Origin of the sequence: Tritonibacter mobilis (assembly GCF_001681715.1) — a bacterium.
Taxonomy (GTDB): Bacteria; Pseudomonadota; Alphaproteobacteria; order Rhodobacterales; family Rhodobacteraceae; genus Epibacterium; species Epibacterium mobile.
The window spans coordinates 235,128-261,081 of the sequence record NZ_LNWY01000001.1; the positions used below are offsets into that span (position 1 = coordinate 235,128).

23 protein-coding genes are annotated in these 25,954 nt (G+C 58.5%); 14 read left to right on the forward strand and 9 right to left on the reverse strand.

What is annotated here, in order from left to right; genetic code table 11:
- Positions 1–54 precede the first annotated feature (54 nt).
- The 8 genes from UB90_RS01110 to UB90_RS01150 form a co-directional block, all read right to left on the reverse strand.
- A complete protein-coding gene (locus tag UB90_RS01110) occupies positions 55–1,839 on the reverse strand; it encodes a sodium:solute symporter family protein (protein WP_005637067.1) in 1,785 nt (594 codons plus the stop codon).
- A gap of 5 nt (positions 1,840–1,844) precedes the next feature.
- Positions 1,845–2,105: a DUF4212 domain-containing protein gene (locus tag UB90_RS01115; RefSeq protein WP_005637070.1), complete on the reverse strand. Its 261-nt coding sequence runs from the start codon at positions 2,103–2,105 to the stop codon at positions 1,845–1,847.
- Between the two features lie 654 nt (positions 2,106–2,759).
- Complete coding sequence (locus UB90_RS01125; RefSeq protein ID WP_207517329.1) at positions 2,760–3,368, reverse strand: acyltransferase; 609 nt, start codon at positions 3,366–3,368, stop codon at positions 2,760–2,762.
- Between the two features lie 120 nt (positions 3,369–3,488).
- On the reverse strand, positions 3,489–4,715 hold the full coding sequence (locus UB90_RS01130) for a DegT/DnrJ/EryC1/StrS family aminotransferase (protein WP_065324658.1): 1,227 nt from the start codon (positions 4,713–4,715) through the stop codon (positions 3,489–3,491).
- Positions 4,716–4,820: 105 nt separating this feature from the next.
- A complete protein-coding gene (locus tag UB90_RS01135; RefSeq protein WP_009175812.1) occupies positions 4,821–5,882 on the reverse strand; it encodes a TDP-N-acetylfucosamine:lipid II N-acetylfucosaminyltransferase family protein in 1,062 nt (353 codons plus the stop codon).
- Between the two features lie 122 nt (positions 5,883–6,004).
- A complete protein-coding gene (locus tag UB90_RS01140) occupies positions 6,005–7,579 on the reverse strand; it encodes a tripartite tricarboxylate transporter permease (RefSeq protein WP_065324659.1) in 1,575 nt (524 codons plus the stop codon).
- Positions 7,576–8,127, reverse strand: coding sequence for a hypothetical protein (locus UB90_RS01145; RefSeq protein ID WP_227512041.1), 552 nt, complete (start codon positions 8,125–8,127; stop codon positions 7,576–7,578). The genes UB90_RS01140 and UB90_RS01145 overlap by 4 nt, the downstream gene beginning before the upstream one ends.
- A gap of 22 nt (positions 8,128–8,149) precedes the next feature.
- A complete protein-coding gene (locus UB90_RS01150) occupies positions 8,150–9,103 on the reverse strand; it encodes a tripartite tricarboxylate transporter substrate-binding protein (RefSeq protein ID WP_065324661.1) in 954 nt (317 codons plus the stop codon).
- 108 nt (positions 9,104–9,211) lie between these two features.
- On the opposite strand from UB90_RS01150, the gene UB90_RS01155 reads away from it, so the two are divergent.
- Together UB90_RS01155 and UB90_RS01160 are read left to right on the forward strand one after the other, a co-directional pair.
- Positions 9,212–9,706 carry a MarR family winged helix-turn-helix transcriptional regulator gene (locus UB90_RS01155; RefSeq protein WP_065324662.1) on the forward strand — a complete coding sequence of 165 codons (495 nt, stop codon included), beginning with the start codon at positions 9,212–9,214 and terminating at the stop codon, positions 9,704–9,706.
- Entirely contained in the window at positions 9,703–11,133 is a 1,431-nt protein-coding gene (locus tag UB90_RS01160; RefSeq protein ID WP_065324663.1) for a sulfatase-like hydrolase/transferase, read from the forward strand. The genes UB90_RS01155 and UB90_RS01160 overlap by 4 nt, the downstream gene beginning before the upstream one ends.
- 21 nt (positions 11,134–11,154) lie before the next feature.
- Here the strand turns inward: UB90_RS01160 and UB90_RS01165 are convergent, their stop codons facing one another.
- Positions 11,155–12,042 carry a LysR substrate-binding domain-containing protein gene (locus UB90_RS01165; protein WP_046002555.1) on the reverse strand — a complete coding sequence of 296 codons (888 nt, stop codon included), beginning with the start codon at positions 12,040–12,042 and terminating at the stop codon, positions 11,155–11,157.
- 129 nt (positions 12,043–12,171) lie between these two features.
- Between UB90_RS01165 and UB90_RS01170 the strand changes: the two genes are divergently transcribed.
- From UB90_RS01170 to UB90_RS01225, 12 genes are all read left to right on the forward strand, one after another.
- Positions 12,172–13,320, forward strand: coding sequence for an ABC transporter ATP-binding protein (locus tag UB90_RS01170; protein WP_065324664.1), 1,149 nt, complete (start codon positions 12,172–12,174; stop codon positions 13,318–13,320).
- A complete protein-coding gene (locus tag UB90_RS01175; protein WP_065324665.1) occupies positions 13,317–14,336 on the forward strand; it encodes a carbohydrate ABC transporter permease in 1,020 nt (339 codons plus the stop codon). Before UB90_RS01170 ends, UB90_RS01175 begins: the two co-directional genes overlap by 4 nt.
- Positions 14,333–15,307: a carbohydrate ABC transporter permease gene (locus UB90_RS01180; RefSeq protein WP_065324666.1), complete on the forward strand. Its 975-nt coding sequence runs from the start codon at positions 14,333–14,335 to the stop codon at positions 15,305–15,307. Before UB90_RS01175 ends, UB90_RS01180 begins: the two co-directional genes overlap by 4 nt.
- 132 nt (positions 15,308–15,439) lie before the next feature.
- Positions 15,440–16,693, forward strand: a complete 1,254-nt coding sequence (locus UB90_RS01185; protein WP_065324667.1) for an ABC transporter substrate-binding protein — start codon at positions 15,440–15,442, stop codon at positions 16,691–16,693.
- An 82-nt stretch (positions 16,694–16,775) separates the two neighbouring features.
- Complete coding sequence (locus UB90_RS01190) at positions 16,776–17,630, forward strand: phosphodiesterase (protein ID WP_065324668.1); 855 nt, start codon at positions 16,776–16,778, stop codon at positions 17,628–17,630.
- Positions 17,627–18,442 carry an HAD-IIA family hydrolase gene (locus tag UB90_RS01195; protein ID WP_065324669.1) on the forward strand — a complete coding sequence of 272 codons (816 nt, stop codon included), beginning with the start codon at positions 17,627–17,629 and terminating at the stop codon, positions 18,440–18,442. The genes UB90_RS01190 and UB90_RS01195 overlap by 4 nt, the downstream gene beginning before the upstream one ends.
- A 144-nt stretch (positions 18,443–18,586) precedes the next feature.
- Positions 18,587–19,732 (forward strand): efflux RND transporter periplasmic adaptor subunit, encoded by a 1,146-nt coding sequence (locus UB90_RS01200; RefSeq protein WP_065324670.1) that lies wholly within the window; start codon positions 18,587–18,589, stop codon positions 19,730–19,732.
- Between the two features lie 11 nt (positions 19,733–19,743).
- Positions 19,744–22,872 carry an efflux RND transporter permease subunit gene (locus UB90_RS01205; protein ID WP_074712587.1) on the forward strand — a complete coding sequence of 1,043 codons (3,129 nt, stop codon included), beginning with the start codon at positions 19,744–19,746 and terminating at the stop codon, positions 22,870–22,872.
- Positions 22,873–23,048: 176 nt separating this feature from the next.
- Complete coding sequence (locus tag UB90_RS01210) at positions 23,049–23,579, forward strand: hypothetical protein (RefSeq protein ID WP_039982397.1); 531 nt, start codon at positions 23,049–23,051, stop codon at positions 23,577–23,579.
- A 78-nt stretch (positions 23,580–23,657) separates the two neighbouring features.
- Positions 23,658–24,398 carry a methionine ABC transporter ATP-binding protein gene (locus UB90_RS01215; RefSeq protein ID WP_065324672.1) on the forward strand — a complete coding sequence of 247 codons (741 nt, stop codon included), beginning with the start codon at positions 23,658–23,660 and terminating at the stop codon, positions 24,396–24,398.
- Positions 24,391–25,083 (forward strand): methionine ABC transporter permease, encoded by a 693-nt coding sequence (locus UB90_RS01220; protein WP_065324673.1) that lies wholly within the window; start codon positions 24,391–24,393, stop codon positions 25,081–25,083. The genes UB90_RS01215 and UB90_RS01220 overlap by 8 nt, the downstream gene beginning before the upstream one ends.
- Positions 25,080–25,907, forward strand: a complete 828-nt coding sequence (locus tag UB90_RS01225; protein WP_065324674.1) for a MetQ/NlpA family ABC transporter substrate-binding protein — start codon at positions 25,080–25,082, stop codon at positions 25,905–25,907. Before UB90_RS01220 ends, UB90_RS01225 begins: the two co-directional genes overlap by 4 nt.
- Positions 25,908–25,954: the final 47 nt, after the last annotated feature.

Consider the following 25,954-nt stretch of genomic DNA (forward strand, 5'->3'; position numbering starts at 1 on the left):
GACAGGACATTGTGTAAACATAAGACAACGCCGCGGGGGCGTTGCCTATGGGTCTTAGTGACCGTCGACCGCCTGACCTGCACCGCGCGGCACACGCACGCTCTCAACAAGGTCCTTGATGTGCTGCGGGGTCTCTTTGGTCATATTGGTGACCACATAAGCCACGGCAAAGTTGACCAGAGCGCCAATCGCACCGAAGGAGGTGGACTTGACCGGGCCGAGCAGCGGGTCGGCATCCGTGAACGAATTGGTGTCCGGGATGAAGAACCAGCCCTTATGCAGGAAGATATAGAGCAAGGTCACAACCAGACCTGCCAGCATGCCCGCAACCGCACCGCTGTTGTTGATGCGCGTCGAGAAGATGCCCATCATCAGCGCCGGGAAGATCGAGGCCGCCGCCAGACCAAAGGCCAGCGCCACCGTCTGCGCCGCAAAACCCGGCGGGTTGAGGCCCAGAAGCACCGCCACCACAATTGCTGCTGCCATGGAGATCCGCGCTGCCAGAAGCTCGGATTTTTCCGACATGTTCGGGGTCAGCTGACCTTTGAGGAGGTCGTGGCTCACGGCTGACGAAATCGCCAGCAAGAGACCCGCTGCGGTCGAGAGCGCGGCTGCGAGACCACCTGCCGCAACCAGACCGATGACCCAACCCGGAAGCGATGCAATCTCGGGGTTTGCAAGCACAAGGATGTCGCGGTTGAAGTTGGTCAGCTCGTTGCCTTTCCAACCGTTGGCTTCGGCTTTGGCTTGCAGATCGGCATTGGCGTCATTATAATATTGAATGCGCCCGTCGCCGTTCTTGTCTTCCCAACCCAAAAGGCCGGTTTTCTGCCAAGTGGCCATCCACGCGTATTCCGGATCGGTTTCGATCTGTTCAACGCTGACCGCCTCGGCATTTGTGCCGTTGGGCCACATCAGGTCAGAGATATTGAGACGCGCCATCGCCCCCACAGCCGGAGCTGTCAGATACAAAAGCGCAATGAACACAAGGGTCCAACCCGCCGACCAGCGCGCATCAGACACACGCGGCACCGTAAAGAAGCGCATGATGACGTGCGGCAGACCTGCGGTACCGATCATCAGAGACAAGGTGAAGAGCACCATGTTGATGGTGGAGCCATGCGCAGCGGTATATTCCGCAAAGCCAAGGTCGGTGACGATCTGGTTGAGCTTTGCCAGCAGCGGCTCGCCACTCTCGGTGGAGCCAAACAGACCCAAAGCCGGGATCGGGTTTCCTGTGAGTTGCAGCGAAATAAACACCGCCGGGATCGTGTAGGCGGTAATCAACACGCAGTATTGCGCAACCTGCGTGTAGGTCACGCCCTTCATGCCGCCAAACACCGCATAGGCAAAGACCACACAGGCACCGATCAACAGACCCCAGAAGGCGTCGATTTCAAGGAAACGCCCAAAGGCGATGCCCACACCCTGCATCTGTCCGATCACATAGGTGATTGAGGCCACCAGCAGACAGATCACAGCCACCAGACGCGCGGTCGGGCTGTAGAAACGGTCGCCGATGAATTCAGAGACGGTGAATTTGCCGAACTTGCGCAGGTAAGGCGCAAGCAGCAGCGCCAGCAGCACGTAACCCCCGGTCCAGCCCATCAGGAAGGAAGAGTTGTCATAGCCGGTAAAGGCAATCAGACCCGCCATGGAGATAAAGGAGGCCGCCGACATCCAGTCCGCTGCGGTCGCCATACCGTTGGTGACCGGGTGGACGCCGCGCCCAGCGGCATAGAATTCCGAGGTTGATCCGGCCCGTGCCCAGATCGCGATCCCGATGTAGAGCGCAAAGGACGCGCCCACAAAGAGAAGGTTGAGGGTAAACTGATCCATGCTGATTACTCCTCGTCCACGCCGTGTTCTTTATCGAGTTGGTTCATGCGCCAGGCGTAAAAGAAGATCAGCGCCAGAAAAACGAGGATCGAGCCTTGTTGGGCGAACCAGAACCCAAGATCGGTGCCGCCGACAGAAATGCCGGAGAGCAAGGGGCGCAGGATGATCCCGAACCCAAATGAGACCAGTGCCCAGATAACCAGACTGATCAGAATGAGCCGCACATTGGCGGACCAATATGCGTTACTATCTTCGTTTGCACTCATGGTGCTTCCTCCACTTTTATCTTGTTCAGCAGGTGGTTGGCGGCGGGATGAATGTCTGCGCGCGAGCTTTCGCGCGCTGTGATCCGCCGCGAAACCGACCCAACACCTGCATGCGCCCGCAGACGCTCGCCTCCCTGTGTTGATCCGGTTCCAACCCCATCTCGTTGGCCAGAAAGAGAAACAGCAGTGGCATTGCGGCCTGTGGGCTGAACCACCCACGGCGCAGACACATGTGTTAGCCCTGCGTTTGCCACCTCAACTCCTCCCAGCGTTGCGTGATTCCCTCCGCGTTGCACGCCAGAAGGAATTTTGCTCACACTGTAAACGCGGCGGTCGGTCATTGCGCGCTTTAGGCACGTATCAGCAAAAATTCTGTAAATTACCCATCATGTTTGCGGAACCGTGGAGTAAATTAGTTTTCTCCTCGCGTTTTTCAATCAGATCTCTTGCACCTGCCTAGGCGGATCTGGCCAGTCAGAGCGGTTTCCTGCGCAACCATAAGAAGTGCCCGCAGGAAATGCGGCGCATAACATTTTGCGAAGGTGATGTGTTCAGGGCACCGGGCGGAAGGCGTCAGAAGTTGCGTCCCACCCTCGACCTTGGGGGGGCTATTTTGGTCTTCCGTTTTTTAAATGGCGAAAAGCTCGGCGGTCTCTACAAAACCGGCAGTGCGCGCCCTCTTGTTTCCAGTAGCTCTGCTTCCTGTTGCAGCAAGGCCTTGCTACGTGTTTTCAACCTGCGTGCAGGTGCACCGCAATAAACTCCCCAAGATTCCAAGGGCTTGTTGACCAAAGACAGCGCGCCAACGGATGCGCCGTCGCCGATCGATGCACCGGGCAGCACGACGCTTCCTGAGCCGATGATAACATGTTTGCCGATGTCGACAGCTGCTGTTGTGACATTCAGGAATGCACGTGGAACCGTTGGGTTGGTGAGGCAGTCTCCGGAGTAGTCGTCACTCACAGAATAGATGCGCACGCCCTGAGACAACCCGCTGAAGTCGCCCAACCTGATCCCGCCGGAGCACGTAAGGTGGCAGTATCCTCCGATGTGGATGTAACTGCCGATGATGAGATCGCCGGTTGCGCAAGCCAGAGTGCTCCCCCCATCTATGCGCACGTTGTCGCCAATAGAGATGTTTTCCAAACCAAGGATCGTGCAGTTCTTGGCGATCTGCACATCCTGACCAACATATTTGAACCCCATCCCTTGGAGTTCACTGGAAGAGTAGTATCCGGGGTTAAATGGGTTGGTCTTTGTCACAGCACTTCATCCTGCCAATCTAAACCAGCGCGGCATTTTTAAGGTGTATCGCCACGGTTTTATTATCGAGTGCGGTGCGCTTGGGCCACCCAACCATTGCTTTGGTACCACCGGTTGCGGTTACGAAACGTTCCGCAATCGCAGCTTATTGTCGCTCAAAGCCGTCCCTGCAGCGCGGCGGGACAGCAATTGACAGACATCACCGACCACGTTGATCGCTTCTTCTGGCAGGTTGGGGCCTGTCGGCAGTACGACGATCCGTTCCGCCAGTTCCTCTGTGACCGGGAGTTTCCGGCCTGCGTTGGGCTGCAAGGAGCGGTAAGGTTCCATCCGGTGACATCCGGGCCAGAAGTATTTTCGCGCCAGGATATTCTCAGCCGTCAGTGTCTCCAGAAGCTCATCACGAGAGTACGGAAAGGCCGCATCCACTTCGAGCACGACATATTGGTGGTTGCGTTCCTCCTCGGCCTTTACCGGCATCAAATGAAGGCCAGGAATACCGTCTAATGCTGCTGCGTAGGCAGCGTGACGGGCTTTATTCACGTCCATAACGCTGCTGATCGCGTCCAGATTGGCAAGCCCCATCGCGGCATTGATTTCAGTCATTTTGCCGTTGGTGCCGGGGTGGCTCACGGTATCTGGCCCCGAGAACCCAAAGTTGCGCATCAGTCGCATCTGCTCTGCCAAGGCATCATCATTTGTCGTGACAGCACCACCTTCAATGCTATTGAAGAACTTGGTGGCGTGGAAGCTGAAGACTTCGGCATCGCCAAAGCCCCCGACGCGTTGCCCATTGTGTGAACATCCAAAGGCATGGGCCGCATCAAACACCAGTTTGAGGTTATTCTCCCTTGCGATGTCCCGCAACGCCTCTACGTCGCATGTCCCGCCCCACAGATGCGTGCCAACAATCCCTGTCGTGCGGGGGGTGATGGCCCGGCGCACGGCTTCGGGATCAATACAGTGATCTTGGGCGCTGACATCGACAAAAACGGGACGCAATCCTTGCCATGACACCGCATGCGCGGTCGCGATGAACGTATAAGATGGCACGATCACCTCGCCCGACATACCAACGGCGCGAATGGCGATTTCCAGCGCGATGGTGCCATTACACATAGCAACGCAGTGTTTTACGCCAAGATAATCCGCGATCCGACGCTCCAACTCGCAGACCATCGGCCCGTTATTGGTCAGCCAGTTGCGGTCGAGAATATCGTCAACAAGCCACATGAATTTGTCGCGATCCGCTACATTCGGGCGCCCGACGTGCACGGGGAAATCCAGTGCTGGGGGCGCACCGTTTATGGCAAGGTCAGCATCGGTGCGGATCGGTTTCTGGGTCATCTCGGGGTTCTCACATTCTAGAGGAACTCGGCACGTGCGCAGGTTTTGGCGCGATGGTGCTGTTCCAACTGTGAAGAAGCTTAGTTAAAAATGGCTGAAGGCAGCTCAGGATTGCGCCGCGCGACCGTAGCAAATGTGTTTCACGCGCTGAAACACCGCCGCGCGGTTCTCTGTCGACTGCATGTGCACATCCGTCACTTGGTTTTGCACAAAGGGGCTCAGCTCGACCGCTTGACGGAAGTCTTCGTTCTCCAGGCTGCAGATGTCTTCCACGTCCGGGTAGCCAAAGTTCATCATCTGCAAATAGCCAGGATTGGCCATCGTCTGACCGCTTGGGGTCGTGATCACCCGCCGCATAAAGACACGGGTGTTGTTCAGATAAGCACTGGCCAGAGACCCCAGCGCCTGTTGGCGGTTGTGCGCTGCAAAATATAGCTCTGCACGGGCGATGATGCTGTTGTACTCTTCCAGCGGCAGCATACCTTCTTGTAGCGTCGTCTTTTCCCACACACCTAGGTCACGGGCTTTGTCAATCAGGCGGGCCCGATAGTCCGGTGTCCCATTGTAAGCGAATGGGATGTGGTAGCGGTGGTCTTTGAAGCGGCTTGCAAGCTCAAGCATATAAAGGTGGTCGTTGGACGGATCGCCGGAATTTCCGAGAATGATCAGCTTTTCCTTGTCGAGATCACTGGATTGGGTTGACGCATCCACCTTGTGACAGGAGCCGGGGATCTCTGGCAGGGTAATCTGCGGATAGCGCACCAGTTCACCGCAAAACGAAATTGCACAGGAAAAACCATTCAGGAAGTCAAAGCCCGCTGGCGCCTGAGCGACCATATGAAGATCGCCGCCCCACATGCACCAGACAACATGGGCGCGACGCTGGATCAGCTGCTTTGAAATCTCGAAGGAATGCTGCAGGAACAGGCTGTGAACGATCACGATGTCTTCTGGCGCAAAGGCCAGATTTCCCGTGAAGGTCGCCGTCGAAGGCCAAATGTCCTGCGCCTTCACCACAAAGGATTTCTGATGAGAGTTGGATGGCAGCACTACGATTTCATGAGCGTCATCGCTTTTGATATCGGCTAGGTTTTTTGCCAAGCTGACCAGATGGTTGCTGTCCGGTATCAGGTGGATGAACTTCATTTCCGTATTGCCCTTTCTCATTCAACCGCCTGCTAAGCCGGTGCGGTGACATCACGGAATCTCTAGTCTGCATTCTTTAAAAACACGTTTAGAATTTTCATAAACACCGCGCTTACCTCCCAAGGAGCACAGCTATAGAGGGCCTACCTCTCACGCCCGAGGAACATCAGCGCGGCCAGTGCCAGCAGCAGCAGGATCACCGAGGTCGGGCTGGAAAACAAAAACCAAGGGTCCGCCCCGGATGCGGCAAAGGCCTCTCGGGCGCTGCGCTCAATGGGACCGGCGAGGATAAAGGCAATGACAAACGGTAAAACCGGCACTGCGAGCTTACGCATGGCCCAGCCCAGCACGCCAAAGGCCAATGTGGACCAGATGGCAAACATCGAGGTCTCTTGCACATAAATCGCGGTCAGTGAGACCAGCAGAACAACGGGCAATAGCCGCGTCGCAGGGATCTTTGCCAGCCCGCCCATCGCCCGCATTACTCCACCCCCCACGGTCCAGTTCAGGACGTTGCCCAACGACATCAGGGTAAAGATGCCAAACACCGTGACGAGTTGCGGGTTCAGTGCCCCGTCTGGCATGCTGAAAACACCCGGCCCCGGATTAAAGCCACCAATGCTGTCAGCGGCGAGGATCAAGAAAACCGCGGCCGCATTGCCCGGAATGCCAAGCGACAGAACCGGAATGAGATTGGCACCGGAAACAGCGGAATTCGCAGCTTCGGTCGCGGCGATCCCCTCGGGTGCGCCGGTTCCCAAAGGTTGCGCCTGCGGGTGACGTTTGATGCGCCGCGCCGCCATCGTATAAGAGAGTGTCGCCGCCAAAGTGGAGCCGACCCCCGGTAAAGCGCCAATCAGCGCACCGATGACAGCCCCCCGCCCCACATAGGGTGAAATTCGGCGAATATCCCCCGGCTGCAGCCCGTCCTGTGTCGAGCGCTTCTCCACCGGAATCACGTCAAGCGCATGATTATCAAGCCAAAGCCGCTCTAGCGTTGCAAATATCTCTCCGACGATCAGCACGCCAAGCACGGCCGCGATCAACGGGATACCGCTTTGTAAAACATCAAAGCCCAGCGTCAGGCGCGGCGACAAATCATTGCCCGTGGCGATGTAGGCCACCAGCAGGCCAAGACTGACCGAGAGCAGCCCTTTGCCCACTGACCGCCCCATAACTGCTGCCACGAAGGAGATCGACAGGATCAGCAGCGCGGTCTTTTCCGGCAGGTCAAGATAGGCTTCGACCACCACCGCCAGAAACGGCGCACAGATGAAAAGCACAAGATCGGAAAACGTATCTCCCGCCACCGAGGACAGCTGTGCAATGCGCAGGGCGCGGCGCGGTTGGCCCCGTTGCGCCATCGGAAACCCGTCAAGCGTGGTCATCATCGCATCTGGAGTTCCGGGCAGATTGAACAAGATAGCAGGCACCGCACCGCCCAATGTTGCGCCTTTCATAATACCGATCAAAAATCCAAAAACCGGCAGCAAAGCATCGGGCGTAAACCCAAAGGCCGAGATCAAGAGCGGCAGCGAAATTGCCATGGCCATCGGCCCCGCCAATCCCGGCGTTGCCCCCACGGCAATACCGGTGATCAGCCCTGCCACAAGCATGACGAGCGCAACCGGCAGGCCGACACCAGCAATTTCCAGTATCGCAGGCCCCTGAAAAACCGACAGGATTCCCAGCCAGACGTAATGCAGCATCTCAGTCATTGGTCACCATTTGGCGGCAAGAGGAGATCATCAAAGGCGAGATCAAAGACACCGATCAGCGCGCCAACCCCTGCCACGCCCAACAGCGCGGCCCGCAGCGTCACACGATGTTCAACCAAAGAGATCAGCGCCGCCACGAGGCCCACACCGCCCAGAATGAAACCGAAATATTTCCACGGGGCGGTATCGCGCAGGTTGCGATAGCTGTCGTCCACCCCGAACAAGGCCACCGCAAGCGGCCCGGTCCAGATCATCGCCCCAAACGCCATCAGGCAGATCACCAAAATTACGAGAAGAAACCCGAGACTGCGCCCATTGGGGTGAATATCAGCCTCGCGCTTGCGGGCTTCTAGCAAGATCAGCCCACCAGAGAACGCCATCAGGCCAAGGGACAAGCCCGGTGCCATGGCATCCCCGATCGAGACCCGGCCCCGTTTTGACACCAGATAGCCCGAGACCGTGTCCTGCGGCACCCAAAACACCAGCGCGAGGACCGCCAGCGTGATCACCGCCAGTCCCAAACCATGTGTGAAAGTCAAACGTCGCACAGGCGCGCCCCCGGTTGCCGAGTTACTCGGACACCGCTTTGATCAGCGCCGCGGCGGCGGCATTGGCCTCTGCCATATAGGCATCCAGATCCTCACCCGTCCGGATTGAGGGACCGCCAAAGCCCTTTGTCAGCAGCGCATTTGCCTCGGTTGCGCTGTCTTCGGCGACGGCGCGGATCGCATTGCCCAGCGCCTCACGTGCTACGGGATCAAGACCGCCCGGCGCGATGAACATAAAGTAGCCGTCGAGATAGAAGTCGCTGCCGAGATCGGTGATAGCGGGTGCATCGGGGGTATCCGCCAACGGGGCCTTGATGCCGCGCGCGATATTGGTCATCTCGCCTTGCCGCACCGATTTTGACTGCGCACCTGCGACCCAGCCAATGTCCACATCACCGCCGCGCAGCCCGTCCATGACACCCGCACCGCCGCGCACCTCGACGATATTAAAATCAATGCCGGTCTTTTGGCCTAGATGCCACGCCATATCGGCCTGCCGGTCGGAGGCAGTGGCAAAGCGGATCGGCGTGCCGGCCTCTGCGGTGGCTTTGACCTTGTCCCAGCTATCGAACGCACCACCTGCCATGGCGACGAGGCCGGACTGAAACTCTGCGGTGGTTGCGAGCGCTGTAAATTTATCCAGTTGCAAGGCTGGATCCCCAACGGCCTGCGCCGAGTAGGTCAGCGTCTCGGATACCACCATACCAAAGGCCGTGCCATCTGCGGGCGCCTTGACCAGCTCCGTTGCCAATGTCAGCCCGGAATTGCCCGGCAATTGCTGAGGAATGATGGTCCAGCCATATTTTTCTTCGATTCCTTGCGCGATCAGCCGTGCCTGCGTGTCAGCGCCCCCACCGGCGGCAAAGCCGACATACATGGTGATCGGACCGGGTGGTGCCCAGTCTTCGGCCTGTCCGACACTTGTTGATGAGATCAGCACTGAGGCCGCCAGAAGCGGCTTAAGAAAAATGTTCATGGTATCCTCCCTCTTGCAGTCAGGCTGACTCAAAGTGGTGGACCTGTCAACGATTAGGTTGACAACTCCACCATCATGGGCAAATTTTGAAACAAAGGAGACCATGAGATGCAGGGTGATTTCACCGACAACGAAGATGCGGCCAGCCGGATTGAGACGGCGCTCCCTTTGAGCTTCATGATCCATCAGTTGAGCCTGAAGCTCGCCGCGCAGGCGCGCGCGGTGATTGCGCGGCATGGTGATCTGACCCTGCCCCATTGGCGCATCATCCGGGTGATTGGCATGGAGGCTGCGGATGGCTCTACCGCGATCCGCAAGGTGCTGGGCTTTGACAAAAGCCAGTTCTCCAAAACCGTCAACCAGTTGCAGGCACGCGGTTTGGTCGAGATTTCGGACCACCCCACAGACAAACGCCAGTTCCGCCTGTCTCTGACCCCCGACGGGCAGGTGGCGCTGGATACCCTGCGGCCGGATCTGGACGCCCGTCAGGCCTTTTTGATGCAAGCGCTCTCTTCTGAGGAGCGGGCGATGATCCGCACTGCACTGACCAAGCTCGGCGCGGCCGCCGAGATCACTGACTTTCCGACCGGACACACACCATGACGCGATCAAAAAACCTCCTTGTTATCATGTCGGATGAGCATCAGGCCCGTGCGCTGTCATGCGCCGGTCATCCGCTGGTCAAGACGCCCAATCTGGACCGTTTGGCCGCGCGCGGCATCCGCTTTAGTAACGCCTACACCCCGTCACCGATTTGCGTCCCCGCCCGTGCTGCCTTTGCGTCGGGGCGCTACGTGCATGACATTCGTCTTTGGGACAATGCGATGCCCTACACGGGCAAGCCGCGCGGATGGGGACATGCGTTGCAGGACAAGGGCATCCGCGTCGAGAGCATTGGCAAGCTGCATTATCGCAGCGAAGAAGATCCAGCCGGGTTTGACGTTGAGCACATCCCGATGCAGGTCGCCAACGGCGTGGGGATGGTCTGGGGTTCGATCCGGCGCGAAGACGAACGGGTGCGCAAGGAAGGCCGGATGCTTGGCCCCTATATCGGCCCCGGCGACAGCACTTACACCCGCTACGATCAGGCGGTGATCGCGCGCACCGAAGCGTGGCTCAAGGAGGCCGCCACAGACGAAAATCCATGGTGTCTTTATGTGGGGTTGGTAGCCCCGCATTTCCCACTGATCGTCCCGCAGGAATATCTGGACCTCTATCCGCTGGACAGCCTGCCGCCGTTCAAACTGCACACGATGGACGGGTTCAAAAATCACCCATGGGTCGCAAAGCAAAACTATGCGCTGCTCGGAGATGATGGTTTCACCGATCATGCTGAACGCAAGCTGGCAGCAGCCTGTTACTTTGCGCTCTGTAGCTTTCTTGACGACAACATCGGTCGGCTGATGGCCGCGCTGGAGGCCAACGGCCAGCTGGACGAGACCACAATTCTCTATACCTCGGACCACGGCGACAATGTGGGGGCGCGCGGTTTGTGGGGCAAATCAAACATGTATGAGGAATCCGTGGCGGTGCCGATGATCCTTGCCGGCCCGGACATCCCCGCATCCACCTGCACCACCCCCGTAAGCCTGCTGGATGTGTCGCAAACCATCATCGATCACTTCGGCGCAAGTCTTGAGGGGGAGCGACCGGGGGAGAGCCTTTATGACATTGCCACTCGTGCCGCCGACCCTGAGCGGGTGATTTTCTCCGAATATCATGCGGTCGGTGCCGTTTCCGGCGCTTATATGGTGCGCAAAGGGCGCTGGAAGCTGATCCACTACCATGATTTTGCGCCGGAACTCTTTGATCTGGACAGCGACCCGGAGGAGACAACCAATCGCGCCGCAGATCCCGAATGCGCCGACGTGCTTGCGGATCTTTATGAGGCGCTCAATATGATCTGCGACCCGGCAGCGATGAACGATCTGGCCTTTGCCGATCAAGACGCGATGATCGCAGGGTATGGCGGCCCGGAGCATGCCATGCATATGGGCGCGCCTGCCGCCACGCCGCCGCCGGAAACCTGATCCCTCTGCCCGCTAGCGCGTTCAGGCCTCCGTTGACGTCCCGGCACGACCTGCGGTTTCCAAAAACGCACTGACCGTGGGTGTGTCCATCTTTGTGCGCAGGCAAAAGAGATGCTCGGGAAACGTCTCCGGGATATCAAGGATCGGCACTCTGACAATGCCGCCTTCGCGCAGAGAGGCCGCGTTGAACATAAAACCGATGCCGACGCCCTGCGCTGCGGCCTCGAACACTGCCTCGCGCGATTCCAGCCAGAACAGCGGCGTCAGGCTGAGACCTCGTGCTTTGAGTGCGGCGTTGAGTTCGCGTTGCGTCTGCGAGCGACCGCTGCGAAACAACAATGCCTGCCCAGAGAGATCCGCCAGTCGCAGGCTGGCGCGTTTGGCAAAAGGATGCGCCTGCGGCACCAGCGCCACCAATGACTGATAGAGCAATGGCGTGCGAAACATTTCCGACCCGGAGGGTGCGGCGGTCAGAATGCCAAGGTCGGCGCGGCGCTCGCGAATGGCGGTCACAACCTCCTGCCAATTGCCAAAGGAGATGTCGATCTTGATCCCCGGATAGCGCTGGCGGAACCGGGCGACCTGTTCCATCGCCGGACCCGGCGCGCCTGCGGCAATCGACAGCTCTCCCACCTCTAGCGCGCGCGCTGTCAACAATATTTCGGCGGCGTCGCGTTCCACCTCGCGCTGTGCGGCGGTGCGCTGAAACAGGCGATGGCCCAGTGTGGTCAGCTCAGAACCGCTGGCGGTGCGTTCAAACAACCGGACGGAAAACCCCTCTTCCAGCGCCTTGATCTGTGAGGTGATCGCCGGTTGCGACAGACCCAAAGCCCGCGCCGCAGCAGAGAAACTGCCAGTCGCGGCCACTTCGTTGAAGGCTCTGATCTGCGAAGAGGTGGGGCGTTTCATAAGGGCCTCATAAGGTTTTCGAAGCCATAACCTAGACTAATAATGTGTCACTCAAATCACAAGAATCCCCTCTAGCTCTTGCCTCGACCACAGCCCGATAGACCGGGCATTGGATAAGAGGACAGGACATTGGCGACAGTGACCCTTCGGGGCATCCGGAAGAATTTCAAAGAAACAGAGGTGTTGCGTGGCATCGATCTGGCAATCGCAGATGGCGAGTTCGTGTCGCTGGTCGGCCCCTCCGGTTGCGGCAAGTCGACGTTGTTGCGGATCATCGCCGGGTTGGAAAGCGCCAGCGGTGGCTCCATCGAAATCGGCGGAGCGCCGGTAGACAGGCTGCGCGCCGCAGATCGCAACCTGTCCATGGTGTTTCAATCCTATGCGCTCTACCCGCATCTGACCGTGGCAGAGAATATCGCGGTGCCGTTGCGGATGCGCCAGCTCAATACCGCACAGCGCTTGCCGCTGATCGGGCGCGCTGTACCGGGGGCCCGCGAACGGGGGCGTGAAATCGACGCGCGCGTTCTGGAGGCCGCCAAGACGCTGGAAATCGACCAGCTTCTTGATCGCAAGCCCGGACAATTGTCGGGCGGGCAGCGACAGCGGGTGGCGCTTGGGCGGGCGCTGGTGCGCGCGCCTGCCGCCTTCTTGCTGGATGAGCCGCTGTCGAACCTTGACGCCAAATTGCGGGTTCACACCCGCACCGAGATTGCCGAGCTGCACCGGCGTCTGGCTGCAACCTTTATCTACGTTACTCACGATCAGGTCGAGGCAATGACCATGTCGAGCCGCATTGCAGTGATGATGAGCGGCGAAATCCTGCAATGCGATGCGCCCACGCGCATCTATGAGGATCCCAACGACCTGCGGGTCGCCGAATTTATTGGCTCGCCCCGGATCAACGTGCTGCCCGCCGAGAGCGACAGCAGCGGGCGGATTTCGGTGCTGGGCAAGGGCCTGCCTCTGGCCTTGCACGAAGGGCGGCAAACGCTGCAACTTGCCCTGCGCCCAGAAGCGCTGAGCCTGACCCATCACACCCCGTTGCTGCAGGGCCGTGTCGTTCACGCAGAAAATCTCGGCCATGAGGTGTTTGTTCAGATCAGCCTCGACGGTGCAGAGCAGCGGGTGGTGTTGCGGACTGATCCGGCCATGCAGGCGCAGCTTCATTTGGGGGCCAAGGTGGGGCTGACCTTTGATCCCAACCGGGCGCTGATCTTTGATGCGAAAGGTCAACGCCAGCGCAATCTCCTGCGCGCCTTGCAGGAGATACCGGCATGAGCGTTGCAGATCTTCCGTCCAGCGCGGCCATGCGGCGTGCCACGGCCGATCCCGACCGCCGGCAGGCGAGCGCGGGCTGGCTGATGAGTGCGCCAGCGCTGGCGCTGATGCTGACCATTCTGATTGCCCCGGTGCTGCTGGCGCTGATGCTCAGTTTTACCGATTACTCATTGGGTAATCCCAGTTTCAACTGGGTGGGCTGGGACAATTATGAACGCATCTTCACTCGGTCGACCTATACCAAGATGCTCTCTGCCACATTCACTTATGTGATTACCGTGGTGCCGCTGTCCGTTGGTCTTGGCCTTGGGGCGGCGCTCTTGATCCAATCCTTGACCCGTGGCGCCGCGATCTACAAGGCCGTCTATTTTCTGCCCGTGATGGCGACTCTTCTGGCCATGACGATCGTCTGGCAACTGATGCTGCACCCTTCTATCGGGGTGATTAACCGGGGGCTCGAGGGGCTTTGTGCGATGCCCTTTACCCGTGGTCTTTTGAGCCTGTCGTTCCTTGGCCTCAGCCCGGAGGCGACATGGTTTGGCCGCGTCTGCACCGAGGGCGCGCCGCTGTGGCTGGGGGACCGCGACTATGCGATCTGGGTCGTGTGTTTCATCGGCATCTGGCAGGGCTTCGGCTTTAATATGGTGCTCTATCTTGCCGGGCTGACGGGGGTATCCCGAGAGCTTTATGCCGCAGCAGAAATGGATGGTGCGCGCTCTTATTGGGAACGCTTCCGGCTGGTGACATGGCCTGCCCTGGGGCCGACGACAGTGTTTGTTGTCACTATCACCTGCATCCGCGCCTTTCAGGCCTTTGACACGGTAGAGGCGCTGTTTTCGCCCGGCGGCGGTCCCGGAAAATCCGTCTATGTCATGATGTTTGCCATCTACGAGAAGGGTGTCACGCAGAACCTGATGGGGATCGGCGCGGCCATCACCGTGTTGTTCCTGATCTTCGTCATGATCCTGACCCTGATCCAGCACTGGATCACCGAACGCAAGGTCCATTACACATGACCCGCTTCTCCCCTTCCCTGATAATCCGTCATTTCATCCTGATGATCGGCGCAGCTGTTGTCCTTGCCCCCTTTGTGGTGATGCTGAGTTATTCGCTGAAATCTCCGGCTGAAATCGAACGTGGCACCGGTGGCCTGTTTGGCGCGCAAGAGATGATGGTGGACCCGAAATGCGCGCTTAGAAACGCGCCGCGTCGCGGGGATATCGAGACTGCGCGCACGCGCTTTCCCGACCGCGACGACAGCACCATCCAGACCCTCCTCACCGAAGAGGCGAATGCGGCCTGCGAAGTGCGGCCGGTGGTGTTTAACTACCGCTCAGCGTTTCAGGACGCCCCGCTGTTGCGCTACCTATTGAACGGCGTCATCGTCACCGCGTCGATCTTCCTTTTGCAAGTCCTCATCGCGCTGCCTGCGGCCTACGCCCTGTCCAAACTGAAGTTCTGGGGGCGCGAAGCGGTGTTTGGATTGGTCCTGTTCTGTCTGTTGATCCCGGTACATGCCATCGCACTGCCGCTTTATCTGGGGCTTGCGAAGATCGGCCTGACCAACACTTACGCGGCTCTCGTGGTGCCATGGATCGTCTCGGCCTTTGGGATCTTTCTGATGCGCCAGTTCTTTATGACGGTGCCGGACGATCTGGTGGATGCGGCACGGATGGATGGAATGACCGAGTTTGCCATCGTCTGGCGCGTGATGCTGCCAACGGCTGTCCCGGCTCTGCTCGCCTTTGCGATCTTTTCGGTGGTGGCGCATTGGAACGACTATTTCTGGCCGCGCATCGTCGTCACCGGAGACCGAAGCCTCTTCACCCCGCCGCTCGGCCTGCGTGAATTTCAGGCCGGTGCGGATGGCAACCTTTATGGGCCGATGATGGCGACAGCCACGGTGATCGTCATTCCCCTGATTGTTGCATTCATGCTCGCGCAGCGGCGCTTCATCGAAGGGATCACCCTGTCGGGCATGAAGTGACCCGCCCAGAACCTTCGGCAGCGACATCGACCGCCGCACGCCCCCTTCAATACCCCGCCCCACGGGCCAGCCAACCGGTCCGTGGTCTCTTCCTCCTCGCAAAATCAACCTGAAAACCCAGAGAGTTCTGATATGAAACATACCCTTATTGGCGCGCTATTGCTCACCACCTCGACCCTGCCCGCGCTGGCGCAGGACGACACTATCACCATCGATTTCGTCTACCCGTATTCCTCGCTTTTTGATGTGACCTATGAGGCGATCATGCCCGCATTCAAGGCGGCGCATCCCAACATCAACATCAATATCCGCGCCTCTTACGAAGAGTATGAGGACGCCTCCAACACCATCCTGCGCGAAGCGGTATCCGGCAATTTGCCCGACGTGACCATGCAAGGTCTGAACCGCCAGCAGATCCTTGTTGATCGTGGTATCGCGCAATCTCTTGAACCATTCATCGCCAAAGAGGCTGATTTTCAAAAGGATGGCTACCACGAGGCGATGCTGTCCCTCTCCACCTTTGGGGGTGAGGTTTACGGGCTTCCATTTTCTGTTTCATTGCCCGTCGGATATTACAACATGGACCTGCTGAAATCCGCCGGGGTCGAGACATTGCCGACCACATGGGACGAGGTGGTTCAAACCTGTCAGACGCTGAAGGCATCAGGCAGCGACAATCCGATTTACTGGGACTGGGCGATCACCGGGAACTGGTTCTTTCAGGCGCTGATGTGGACGCAGGGCGTTGCACCGGTAGAGGGCAACCACATCAACATGGACACGCCAGAAGCGCTGAAGACCTTGGAAACCATCAAGAAAATCGTCGACGGCTGCGAGATGAAAAACCTCAGCAGTGATGAAGCAAACTCTGCCTTTGCGGCGGGCGATTTGCCGATGATGTTTACCTCGACCTCGAATGTTGGCCGCATGCTGACCATCAAGGATGATTTCGATTTTGTCACCGGTGCCTACCCCGGTATCGACGGCCAGCCCGCCGGCTTGCCCGCAGGTGGCAATGCCGCTGTGATGACCTCGACCTCGGATGATCCCGCCGTGCGGGATGCCGCCTGGCAGTGGCTCAAGTTCATCACCTCTGGCGAAGGCGCCGCCGAAGTGGCCCGCACCACCGGCTACATGCCGCCAAACCGTGCCGCCAACGACCTCATCCTCGCCGATTTCTATGAGCAGAATCCCCAGAAGGCGACCGCAGTGAAACAACTGCCGCTGTTGCGCGACTGGCAAGCCTACCCCGGCGACAACGGGCTGGCGATCACTCAGGTGATCTACGATGGCCTGGAGCGGATCGTGACCGGCGACGCGCAGGACATGGAAGATCTGCAGCAAGAATTGTCCGAGGAAATCGAAGACCTGATGCCGCACAGCTAACCTGAGAGGCACAGCCTCACACCGGGGCGGCCTTCGGAAGGGCCGCCTCACTTTTCAAATGATCTAAGACGTGTGATCCCTCATGAAGTTTATCCATCTTACCGACACCCATGTCATCGGCGGCGACCGCACGCTTTATGGCGCAAATCCAGCCCGCCGCCTCGCGCTGGCCGTGGACAGTATCAACACCGAACATGGGGATGCGGATTTCACCGTCGTCACCGGCGATCTGACCCATTGGGGCGACGCGGATGCCTATGCCGCCTTTGAAGCCCAAATCCGCCGCCTGACGATGCCATTGGTGCTGATGGTCGGCAACCATGATGATACGGCGGCCTTTGCCCGTTGTTTCCCAGAGGTTGCGCGGGATGAGCACGGCTTTGTGCAATCGCGCCGCGAGACATCGCAGGGCAGCTGCCTGTTTCTCGATACCAAAGCGCCCGGCACCCACGCGGGTGGCTATTGTGCCCAGCGCCTTGCGTGGCTCAAACAACAACTCGACGAGAGTTCCGGCCCGGTGTTCCTGTTCATGCATCACCCGCCGTTTCGCCATGGGATTAACTCAATGGATGCGATCATGATGCTCGATCATGACGCCTTTTGGCGCGTCATCGAGCCTCATCGCGCGCGCATCCGTCACCTGTTCTTTGGTCACGTTCATCGTGCGATCTTTGGCAACTGGCGCGGCATCTCTTATTCATGCATGCGTGGGCTCAATCATCAGGTGACGCTTGACCTTGGCTCGGATGCAGACACCATCGACGGCGATTTTGCCGAGCCCGCCTATGGTGTGGTGCTGGCCGATGAGGATTGCGTCACGGTGCATCTGCATGAGTTTGCCAATCGCACGCCCCGGTTCTCGTTGCATGCGCCTGCGGATCAGGCGGATGAGGACTACGCGCTCTCCATGGTGCATCCGGGCTTTCGCGATCTATGAGCGACCCTTCGCGCCACACCGCCACTCACCCTGACCAACAGCCAAACGCCACGCAATCGCGCGCGCTTGTGGACCGCGCCGAGCGGATTCTCTGTGACCTCGACGGCTGCCTGATTTCAGGCAGCCGCGTTTTGCCGGGCGCTCAAGCCTTTGTCCGCAGATATGCATCGAAACTTGTTCTGGTCAGCAATAACTCCACCGACACTGCCGAAACCCTGTCGCGACGGCTGGCACATATGGGGCTGTCTGTGCCCGAACCCCGGATCATCTTGGCCGGAGAAACTGCGCTCGCGCGGGCGCGTGACACCGTGGCCTCTGGCGACATTCGCCTGCTTGCAGGTGCGACCATGCAAGAGCGGGCCAGAAAGATCGGCTTGCGCCCTGCCTCCGACAGGCCAGAAGCGATCGTCCTGTGCCGGGATGCCACGCGCCCGCAGTTGGAAGCTGCGCTTCCTTTGTTGGAACGCGGCGTGCCGATGATCGTGGCCAACCCCGATCTGACCCATCCGGGGGAACATGGCCCGGTGATCGAAACCGGCGCACTGCTGGCGCTTTTGAAAGCCTGTGTGCCACGCCCCAACATCACATTGGTCGGGAAGCCATCAGCCTATCTGTTCCATGCGGCGCTGGGATCTGTTCCCCCCGGAGGTGCCGTGATGATCGGTGACAACATGGAGACAGATATCGCGGGCGCTCGCGCCCTCGGCATCCGGGCCATTCATGTCTCACCCGGCGGGCTATGCGCGATGCTACCGGACCTTGGGCAAGAGGCAGACAACGCCAGCACAGAGCCGCTCATTGCGGGTGTTTAATGCAAAAGCCCACCGCCCCGCAGGCTGGCAAGTCGCCCGGAGCCAATCGCAACGATCTTCTTGGCAGGTGGCACCAAGTGTAGTCTAATGATCATAAGTTATACTGTAGAAGCGTAGTTAGGCATAATGATTAGGGAGGTCGGCATGGCTTCAGCTGGTACCACAACGAAATCCCGCGGCCCTATTGGATGCGCCATCAAGTCTTTGTTGTTAGTAACATTTACTTCGCTCTCACTTCCTGCACATGCACAAAGTGAGAGCGCCGCACCACCCGCCCCCGCCGTTACGGTCGCCCTCATCAAAGAGCGGAGTTTTCAAGAGTCCGAAACCTTCTCTGGTCGGATCGAAGCCATCGAATCTGTAAATTTGATTGCGCGCGTTCAAGGGTATCTTGAGGCACGGCATTTCGAGGAAGGGTCCTTTGTCGAAAAAGGCGATCTGCTCTACGAGCTTGACCAAGACATCTACCGCAACACGCTGACCCAAGCGCAGGCGGCCCTGCAAGTTGCACAAGCCAATGAGACTCTGGCTCAGCAAAAATTCAATCGTCAGGAAGAGCTGACAAAACGCGATGTGCAGTCCCGCGCCCTTTTGGAAGAATCGCAGGCCAATCTTGCGGTGAGCCAAGCAAATGTCGCCGCCGCCCAGTCAAAGGTCGAAGCGGCTGAAATCAACCTCGCCTACACAAAGATCACGGCACCGATCACCGGGTTGATCGGGCGATCTGTTGTCTCTACCGGGGATCTGATCAGCCCGCAGTCGGGTCCGATGGCCACCATCGTGCAATCCGATCCGATCTACGCCAGCTTTCCTGTGCCGCAGCGCAGCATGATCGACTTTCGAAAACGCGGTGCGCGCAATGAGGACGTGTTTGTCTCGCTCACCCTGGCCGATGGGTCGACCTATGAGCATCACGGCAAGATCTCTTTTACTGATGTCAGTGCAGCGGCATCAAGCGACGCCATCATCGTGCGTGCCACCGTGCCCAATCCCGACAACATGTTGATAAATAATGGCCTTGTAGATGTGAACATCGTCGCGAATGAGGACACCAGCAAGCTCGCACTGCCGCTTCAGGCGCTGTTGCTGGATCAACAGGGTGCTTATGTTCTGGTCGTGGATGAGGACAACATCGTAAAGGCCGCGCGGATCGAAGTTGGAGAACAACGCGGCGGATATCTGGTTGTGCAATCCGGGCTGGACGCAGGGGCCAAAGTCATTGTTGAGGGCATTCAGAAAGCCCGCCCCGGCAGCAAGGTCGCGCCGTCCATCCTGAACGAAGCCAACTAGGGGGCGGTGCTGTGATTTCAGAGGTCTTTATTCGCAGACCGCGATTGGCGATGGTCATCTCTATCGTGATCACGATTGCCGGTCTGATTGCCATGTCTGCCATCCCGGTGGCGCAGTATCCCGAAATTGCCCCACCCACAGTTCAGGTCAGCGCAAGCTACAGTGGCGCGGACACTGAAACGGTTGAAGAAGCCGTCGCAGTGCCGATTGAAAGCCAAGTCAACGGCGTGTCTGGCATGCGCTACATGCGGTCCAATTCCAACAACGCGGGTGAATATAGTCTGACCGTCAGTTTTGAGTTGGGCGAAGACCCTGACATCGCCACGGTGAACGTGCAAAACCGTGTAAAACTGGCGGAGCCGCGTCTGCCGCAGGCGGTCAGGGATCAGGGCCTCAAGATCAAGAAAGCCTCGACCGACATTCTGCAGGTCTTTACCTTTCATTCCGAAAACCCAGACCATGATCAGATGTTTTTGGCCAATTTCGTCGCCATCAACATCATTGACGAGCTCAAACGCATCGATGGTGTGGGCGATGTGTTCAACTACGGCGTCCGTGACTACGCGATGCGCATTTGGCTCGACCCGCAGAAAATGTCGGATCTTCAGATGACCGTCGATGACGTTGTGGGGGCCATTCGCAGCCAACACCTGCAAGCCTCTGCCGGGCGGATTGGTGCCGCACCCTTGGTCGAAGACGGGGCTGGCCTGCAGATGACGATTGTCACCAAAGGCAAGCTGCGCAATGCCGATGAATTCAAGGAGATTATCCTCAGAAGCGACGCGGATGGCTCCTTTGTTCGGGTAAAGGATGTGGCGCGCGTGGAGCTTGGTGCCGCAACCTACGATGTTGAAACCCGGTTCGAGGGCAACCCGAACGCACCGATTGCCGTATTCCTGTCGCCCGGCGCGAACGCAGTCGCGGTGGCAGAAAATGTGCGCCACAAGCTGGAAGAGTTGCAGCAACGCTTTCCCGAGGGGGTCTCTTACAGCTTTATCTACGATACTGCCGAATTCGTGGAGGCGATGATCGAGAAGGTAGAGCACACGCTGATCGAAGCCTTCATTCTTGTTGGGATCGTGGTGTTTGTCTTCCTTGGCCGTCTGAGACCGACCATTATTCCGCTCATTGCTGTGCCTGTGTCCATTGTCGGGACGTTTGCGGTGCTTCTGGCGCTGGGGTATTCGGCAAATACGATCTCGCTCCTCGCGATGATCCTTGCGATTGGTATCGTGGTGGATGACGCGATCGTCGTGGTCGAGAATGTTGAGAAGGTCATGCACGAAGAGCCTGACCTGTCGCCGGCGGATGCGACGCGCAAGGCGATGAAGGAAATCACTGGCCCGATCATTGCGATCACCTTGGTGCTGCTGTCGGTCTTTGTGCCGGTTGCATTCCTGCCCGGATCAAGTGGCGTGCTGTTTCGCCAGTTTGCTGTGACCATTTCGGCTGCGATGGTGATTTCTGCGATCAACGCGCTGACCTTGTCGCCTGCCCTATGCGCGGTGCTGATGAAACCGGGACAGCCGGTGAGCTTTATGCGCAAAGTCTCCGATGGGATCGACGCCTTCAGCCGAGGCTACGGCAACGTCATTCGCAGGCTGGCGCGGCTCGCGGTTCTGAGCTTGGTTTTGACCGCACTCTTTGGGTTTGCCACCTATAGGATCGGCAGTATCACGCCCTCGGGCTTTTTGCCGGCCGAGGACAAAGGGTTCATTCTTGCGGTTGCAACCTTGCCGCCGGGGGCATCCCTTGATCGTACCTTTGAGGTTCTGGAACAAGGGGACGCCCTCATCCGCGAAGAAGAGGGCGTAGACAGTATCGTCACTGTCGCGGGCTTCAGCCTGATTGATGGTGGTCTTGCTTCGAACGCGGGTGTTGTCTTTATCCGTCTTGCGGATTTTTCCGAACGCGAAGACCCCTCCATGCACTCGACCGAAATCGTGCGCCGGATCACTGGACGATTGCAGCAGATTGGCGGGGCGAATTTCCTCGCGCTGAACCCACCTGCCCTGCCCGGCGTTGGGACAACCGGCGGCTTTGAGATGATGCTGGAAGCGTTGCAAGGGCAGGACGCCACAGAGATGGCCGCGATCATGAATGGGATCGTGGTCTCGGCCAATCAGGACGAGCGCCTCGCTGCTGTCTACTCCACCTTTGATGCCGCAACGCCGCAAGTGCGCCTCGATATCGACCGGGATCGGCTCTACACGCTTGGTCTGACCTTGCCGCAGGTGTTCTCTTCGCTGCAGGGGACCTTAGGCGGTGTCTACGTCAACGACATCACGCTGTTTGGCAAAGGGTTCACGGTCTGGGTCAATGGGGATGCCGAGTACAGAGACAATATCGGCGCGATTAACAATATCCGCATCCGCAACGCGGCGGGCGAAATGGTGCCGGTGTCGTCCTTTGCGACCGCGCGGCTGGAATCCGGCCCCAGATCGCTGGTGAGATACAACAACTACCGTGCCGTCGCGATCAATGGAGGCCCCGCTGCCGGGATCGGTGATGGCGAGGCCATCGCCGCGATGGAAGAAATCGGCGCGGCCTCGATGCCAAATGGCTTTGCCTATGAGTGGACCGGTATGGCCTCTGAGGTCAAAAGCTCTGCCGGACAGGCGGGCATCGTGTTGGGCTTTGCGCTGCTGTTTGCCTATCTGTTTCTCGTCGCACTTTATGAGAGCTGGAACGTGCCTGTGGGCGTCATGCTCTCTGTTGTTGCTGCCGTTATGGTCGCCATATTCGGCGTCTGGGTCGCGGGATCGTCGGTGGACGTCTATGTGCAGATCGGGATCGTGGTCCTTATTGCGCTGGCCGCCAAGAACGCCATCCTGATTGTGGAGTTCGCGCTGCTGCGTCTGGGCGAGGGTAAATCTATCGAGGAAGCTGCCGTGTTGGGGGCGCAAGAGCGTTTCCGCCCAGTGATGATGACATCCTTTGCCTTCATCGCTGGGCTGGTGCCGCTCGTGACGGCGTCGGGACCGGGAGCGGACAGCATGTTTGCCGTTGGGGTTCCGGTGTTTGCTGGCATGATCGGCTCGGCAGTGATCGGCGTGATTTTGATCCCGCTGTTGTTCATTGTCTTTGAGCACATGCGCAGCTGGACGCGCCGCAGCAAAACAGACCCAAAATCCCAGTAAGGCCAACCTGAGACGGGGCGCACGACCCGCGCCCCGTCTTAATGGTCATCATTCCCCCCTTGGCACCGGGCCGGTGGCATCATAAAAAATGGATCAAGACGCCCCCCGCCGGATCGCGATACCCTCCGAATTGATCCAAGCTAGGCTATATTGAACTCGGATGATGGGAGGCAGGGATGACAGGTGTAAACAGGGACGCATCCTCGTGGGATGACCTTGGGGAGCAAGCGCTGATCCCGCTGTCACAGATTGGGTGCGACGCCTTTGAATGTGCGCTGCTGCCGATAATCCGCGATCTGACATTGACGTGCCGCTGTCCCGAAGGGAAATCTTGGATACCCATTTATGGCGATGCGGAGAAACGCTGGGGGGCGCGAACGGGGCTGCCCTTGGTGCATAGGTTGTCTCAGATCGTCGTTACGCTCGTGCGTATCAAGGGGAACGCGCTGGATGTGCTCGACCCGGCAGATCAAAGCATGCGCGCCCTTGTCACCCGAGACGAGCAATTGTTGCTGCTGATGATCCACCACATGCGCCGCAAACATCTCCATGCCGGTTGTGATTTCCTGCTGGATCTGGTTGACGGAGATATGGATGCGGAACTGATGGAAGAAGCGCTGAGGTTTGCCGAGCGGCACTCCTGCGGTGCGCCGCAAACCCGAAAACACGATGGCGTCCTCGGTGGTCGCCTGCGGGTGGTGCGGTAAAGCCGACACCCCCACATTCTATTTCAGCCTTTGTGTGCTTGGCTTTCTTGGCCGGTCACCGGAACATTAGATTTGAACATGATTACCGTCGAAAACCTCAGCATGGATTTTACCGGCAAGGCGGGCAGCGCAAAGGCGCTGAGTGATGTGTCGTTTGCGATCTCTGCGGGTGAAATCCTCGGTATTGTGGGTAAGAGTGGTGCCGGGAAAACCACGCTGCTGCGTCTGTTGAGTTTCCAGATGCGCCCGAACAGCGGGCGCATTCTGATTGATGGGGAACCGGTCGACCACACCACCAGTGCACGCGCGTTGCGCAGGATTGTACAGCAAAGCGCAACCGTGTTTCAGGGCTTTAGCCTGCTCTACAATCGCAACGTCGTGGAAAACGTCGCGCTGCCACTGAAACTGCGAGGAATGTCCCGCAGCCAGCGTGAGGAAAAAGCGCGCGATCTTTTGAATTTTGTCGGCCTCGCCCATCGTGCGCGGGCCTATCCGATCACCCTGTCTGGCGGCGAGGCGCAAAGGGTTGCGATTGCCCGTGCCTTGGTCACGGACCCCAAGATCCTGTTTCTGGATGAGCCCACCTCGGCGCTGGACAGCCAGACCTCCAAAGACATCCTCGATCTGGTGAAACGGACCCATCAAACCTATGGGGTGACCATCGTGCTGGTATCGCACCAGATCGAGGTCGTTCGCTACATGTGCGACCGGGTTCTGCATCTGGAGCAGGGGCGCATCAAACGCCTCGGCCCCATCCAAAAAGCGCCGCAGTTCCATGTGGAGACGATGGAACAGATTTGGGGGATGCCAGATGTTTGATTGGGCCTTTGGCACTTGGGCACGTTTTGGCGACCAGATCATCGTCGGATTTGTCGAGACATTTTACATGGTGGCGGTGGCGTTTTCGATCGCGCTCGTGCTGGGGACGGGGATCGGAATGGCGCTCTCGCTTTGCAGCCGGGGTGGGCCTATGGCAAGCCCGCTGCTTGCAAGCCCTTTGGCCGTGGTGGTTAATATCATCCGCTCCGTACCCTTTATTTTGCTCCTCATCATCATGGCGCCGGTCGCCCGTGCCCTGATCGGCACCGCTTACGGGATCTATGCGTCAATGATTTCGCTATCGGTGGTTGGCGTGGCGATTGTCGCGCGCCTTGTTGAACAGGCGATCAGCGATATCAATCCGCAGGTGTTTCACACCGCGCGCTCCATGGGGGTGAGCCGGTTTCAATTGGTAACGGAGTTTATTTTGGTCGAGGCTCGGTCTCCTTTGATCCTTGGCTTCACCTCGGCAATCATCAGCCTGATTGCCTATTCAACAGTGGTGGGGGTTATCGCCGGTGGCGGCATTGGATACCTCGCCCTGCAGGAAGGTTTCTATATGTGGAACCAACCGCTTATGTGGGTCATCATCCTCTTGATGGTGCTCGCCGTACAGGTCATTCAGCTATTGGGTTCTGCCCTCGCCAGGATGGTGGACAAAAAGGGAAAATCGAGAAAATCATGACGAAGCTCAGAACTCTCGCAGCCGTTGCTGCGACCGCTTACGCGCTCACGTTTGGGACTGCTTTTGCCAATGAGACCATCAAACTCGGGGTGTCATTCTATCCGTTCTATTCCGCAGATAGCACCAAGCCCGACCTGCTGGATGCCATTTCACCCGCGCTGGCGAAGCGCGGCTACGAGATCGAAAAGGTCGCATTTTTGAACTATGCCGAGGCCAACCCCGCGCTCGCCAATGGTGAAATTGACGGCAACCTCATTCAGCACGAACTTTATATGGATATTTTCAATACGCGCGCGGGTGCGGATCTGGTGATTGCACAGCCCGTTTATCACGCCACTTTCGCGCTGTATTCCGCAGAATATTCGACTCTGGACCAGATCCCGGCGGGCGAGACGGTGTTCATCCCCAATGATGGGGTCAATACGGCGCGCGCGCTTTTGCTGCTGCAAAGCGCTGGCTTGATTGAGCTGTCCGACGAGGTGAGCTTTGACGCGTCGGTGTCGGATATCATCGCCAACGACAAAGAGCTGCAATTCGTACAGACCCCGCTCACCACCACGGCGGGTGCGTATAATGAGGCAGGACGCAAGCTGGCGGTAATGTATCCGACTTTTGCGCGCTCGCTTGATCTGACCGGTGATGCAGAACGGCTCTATCTAGAGGAGCGCAATGAACTGACGGACGCATATGCCGTAAGCTACGCAGTCAACGCGCAGGATCTGGAAGACCCCAAAACGCAAGCGGTTATTGAGGCCCTGCAATCTGATGCGGTTGCCCAATATCTGACGGAAAACTACGCGTGGGCGTCCACGCCAGCAAACTAACGTCTCGGCGACAACACCCATTCACTGCGGGTGTTGTCGCCCCACTG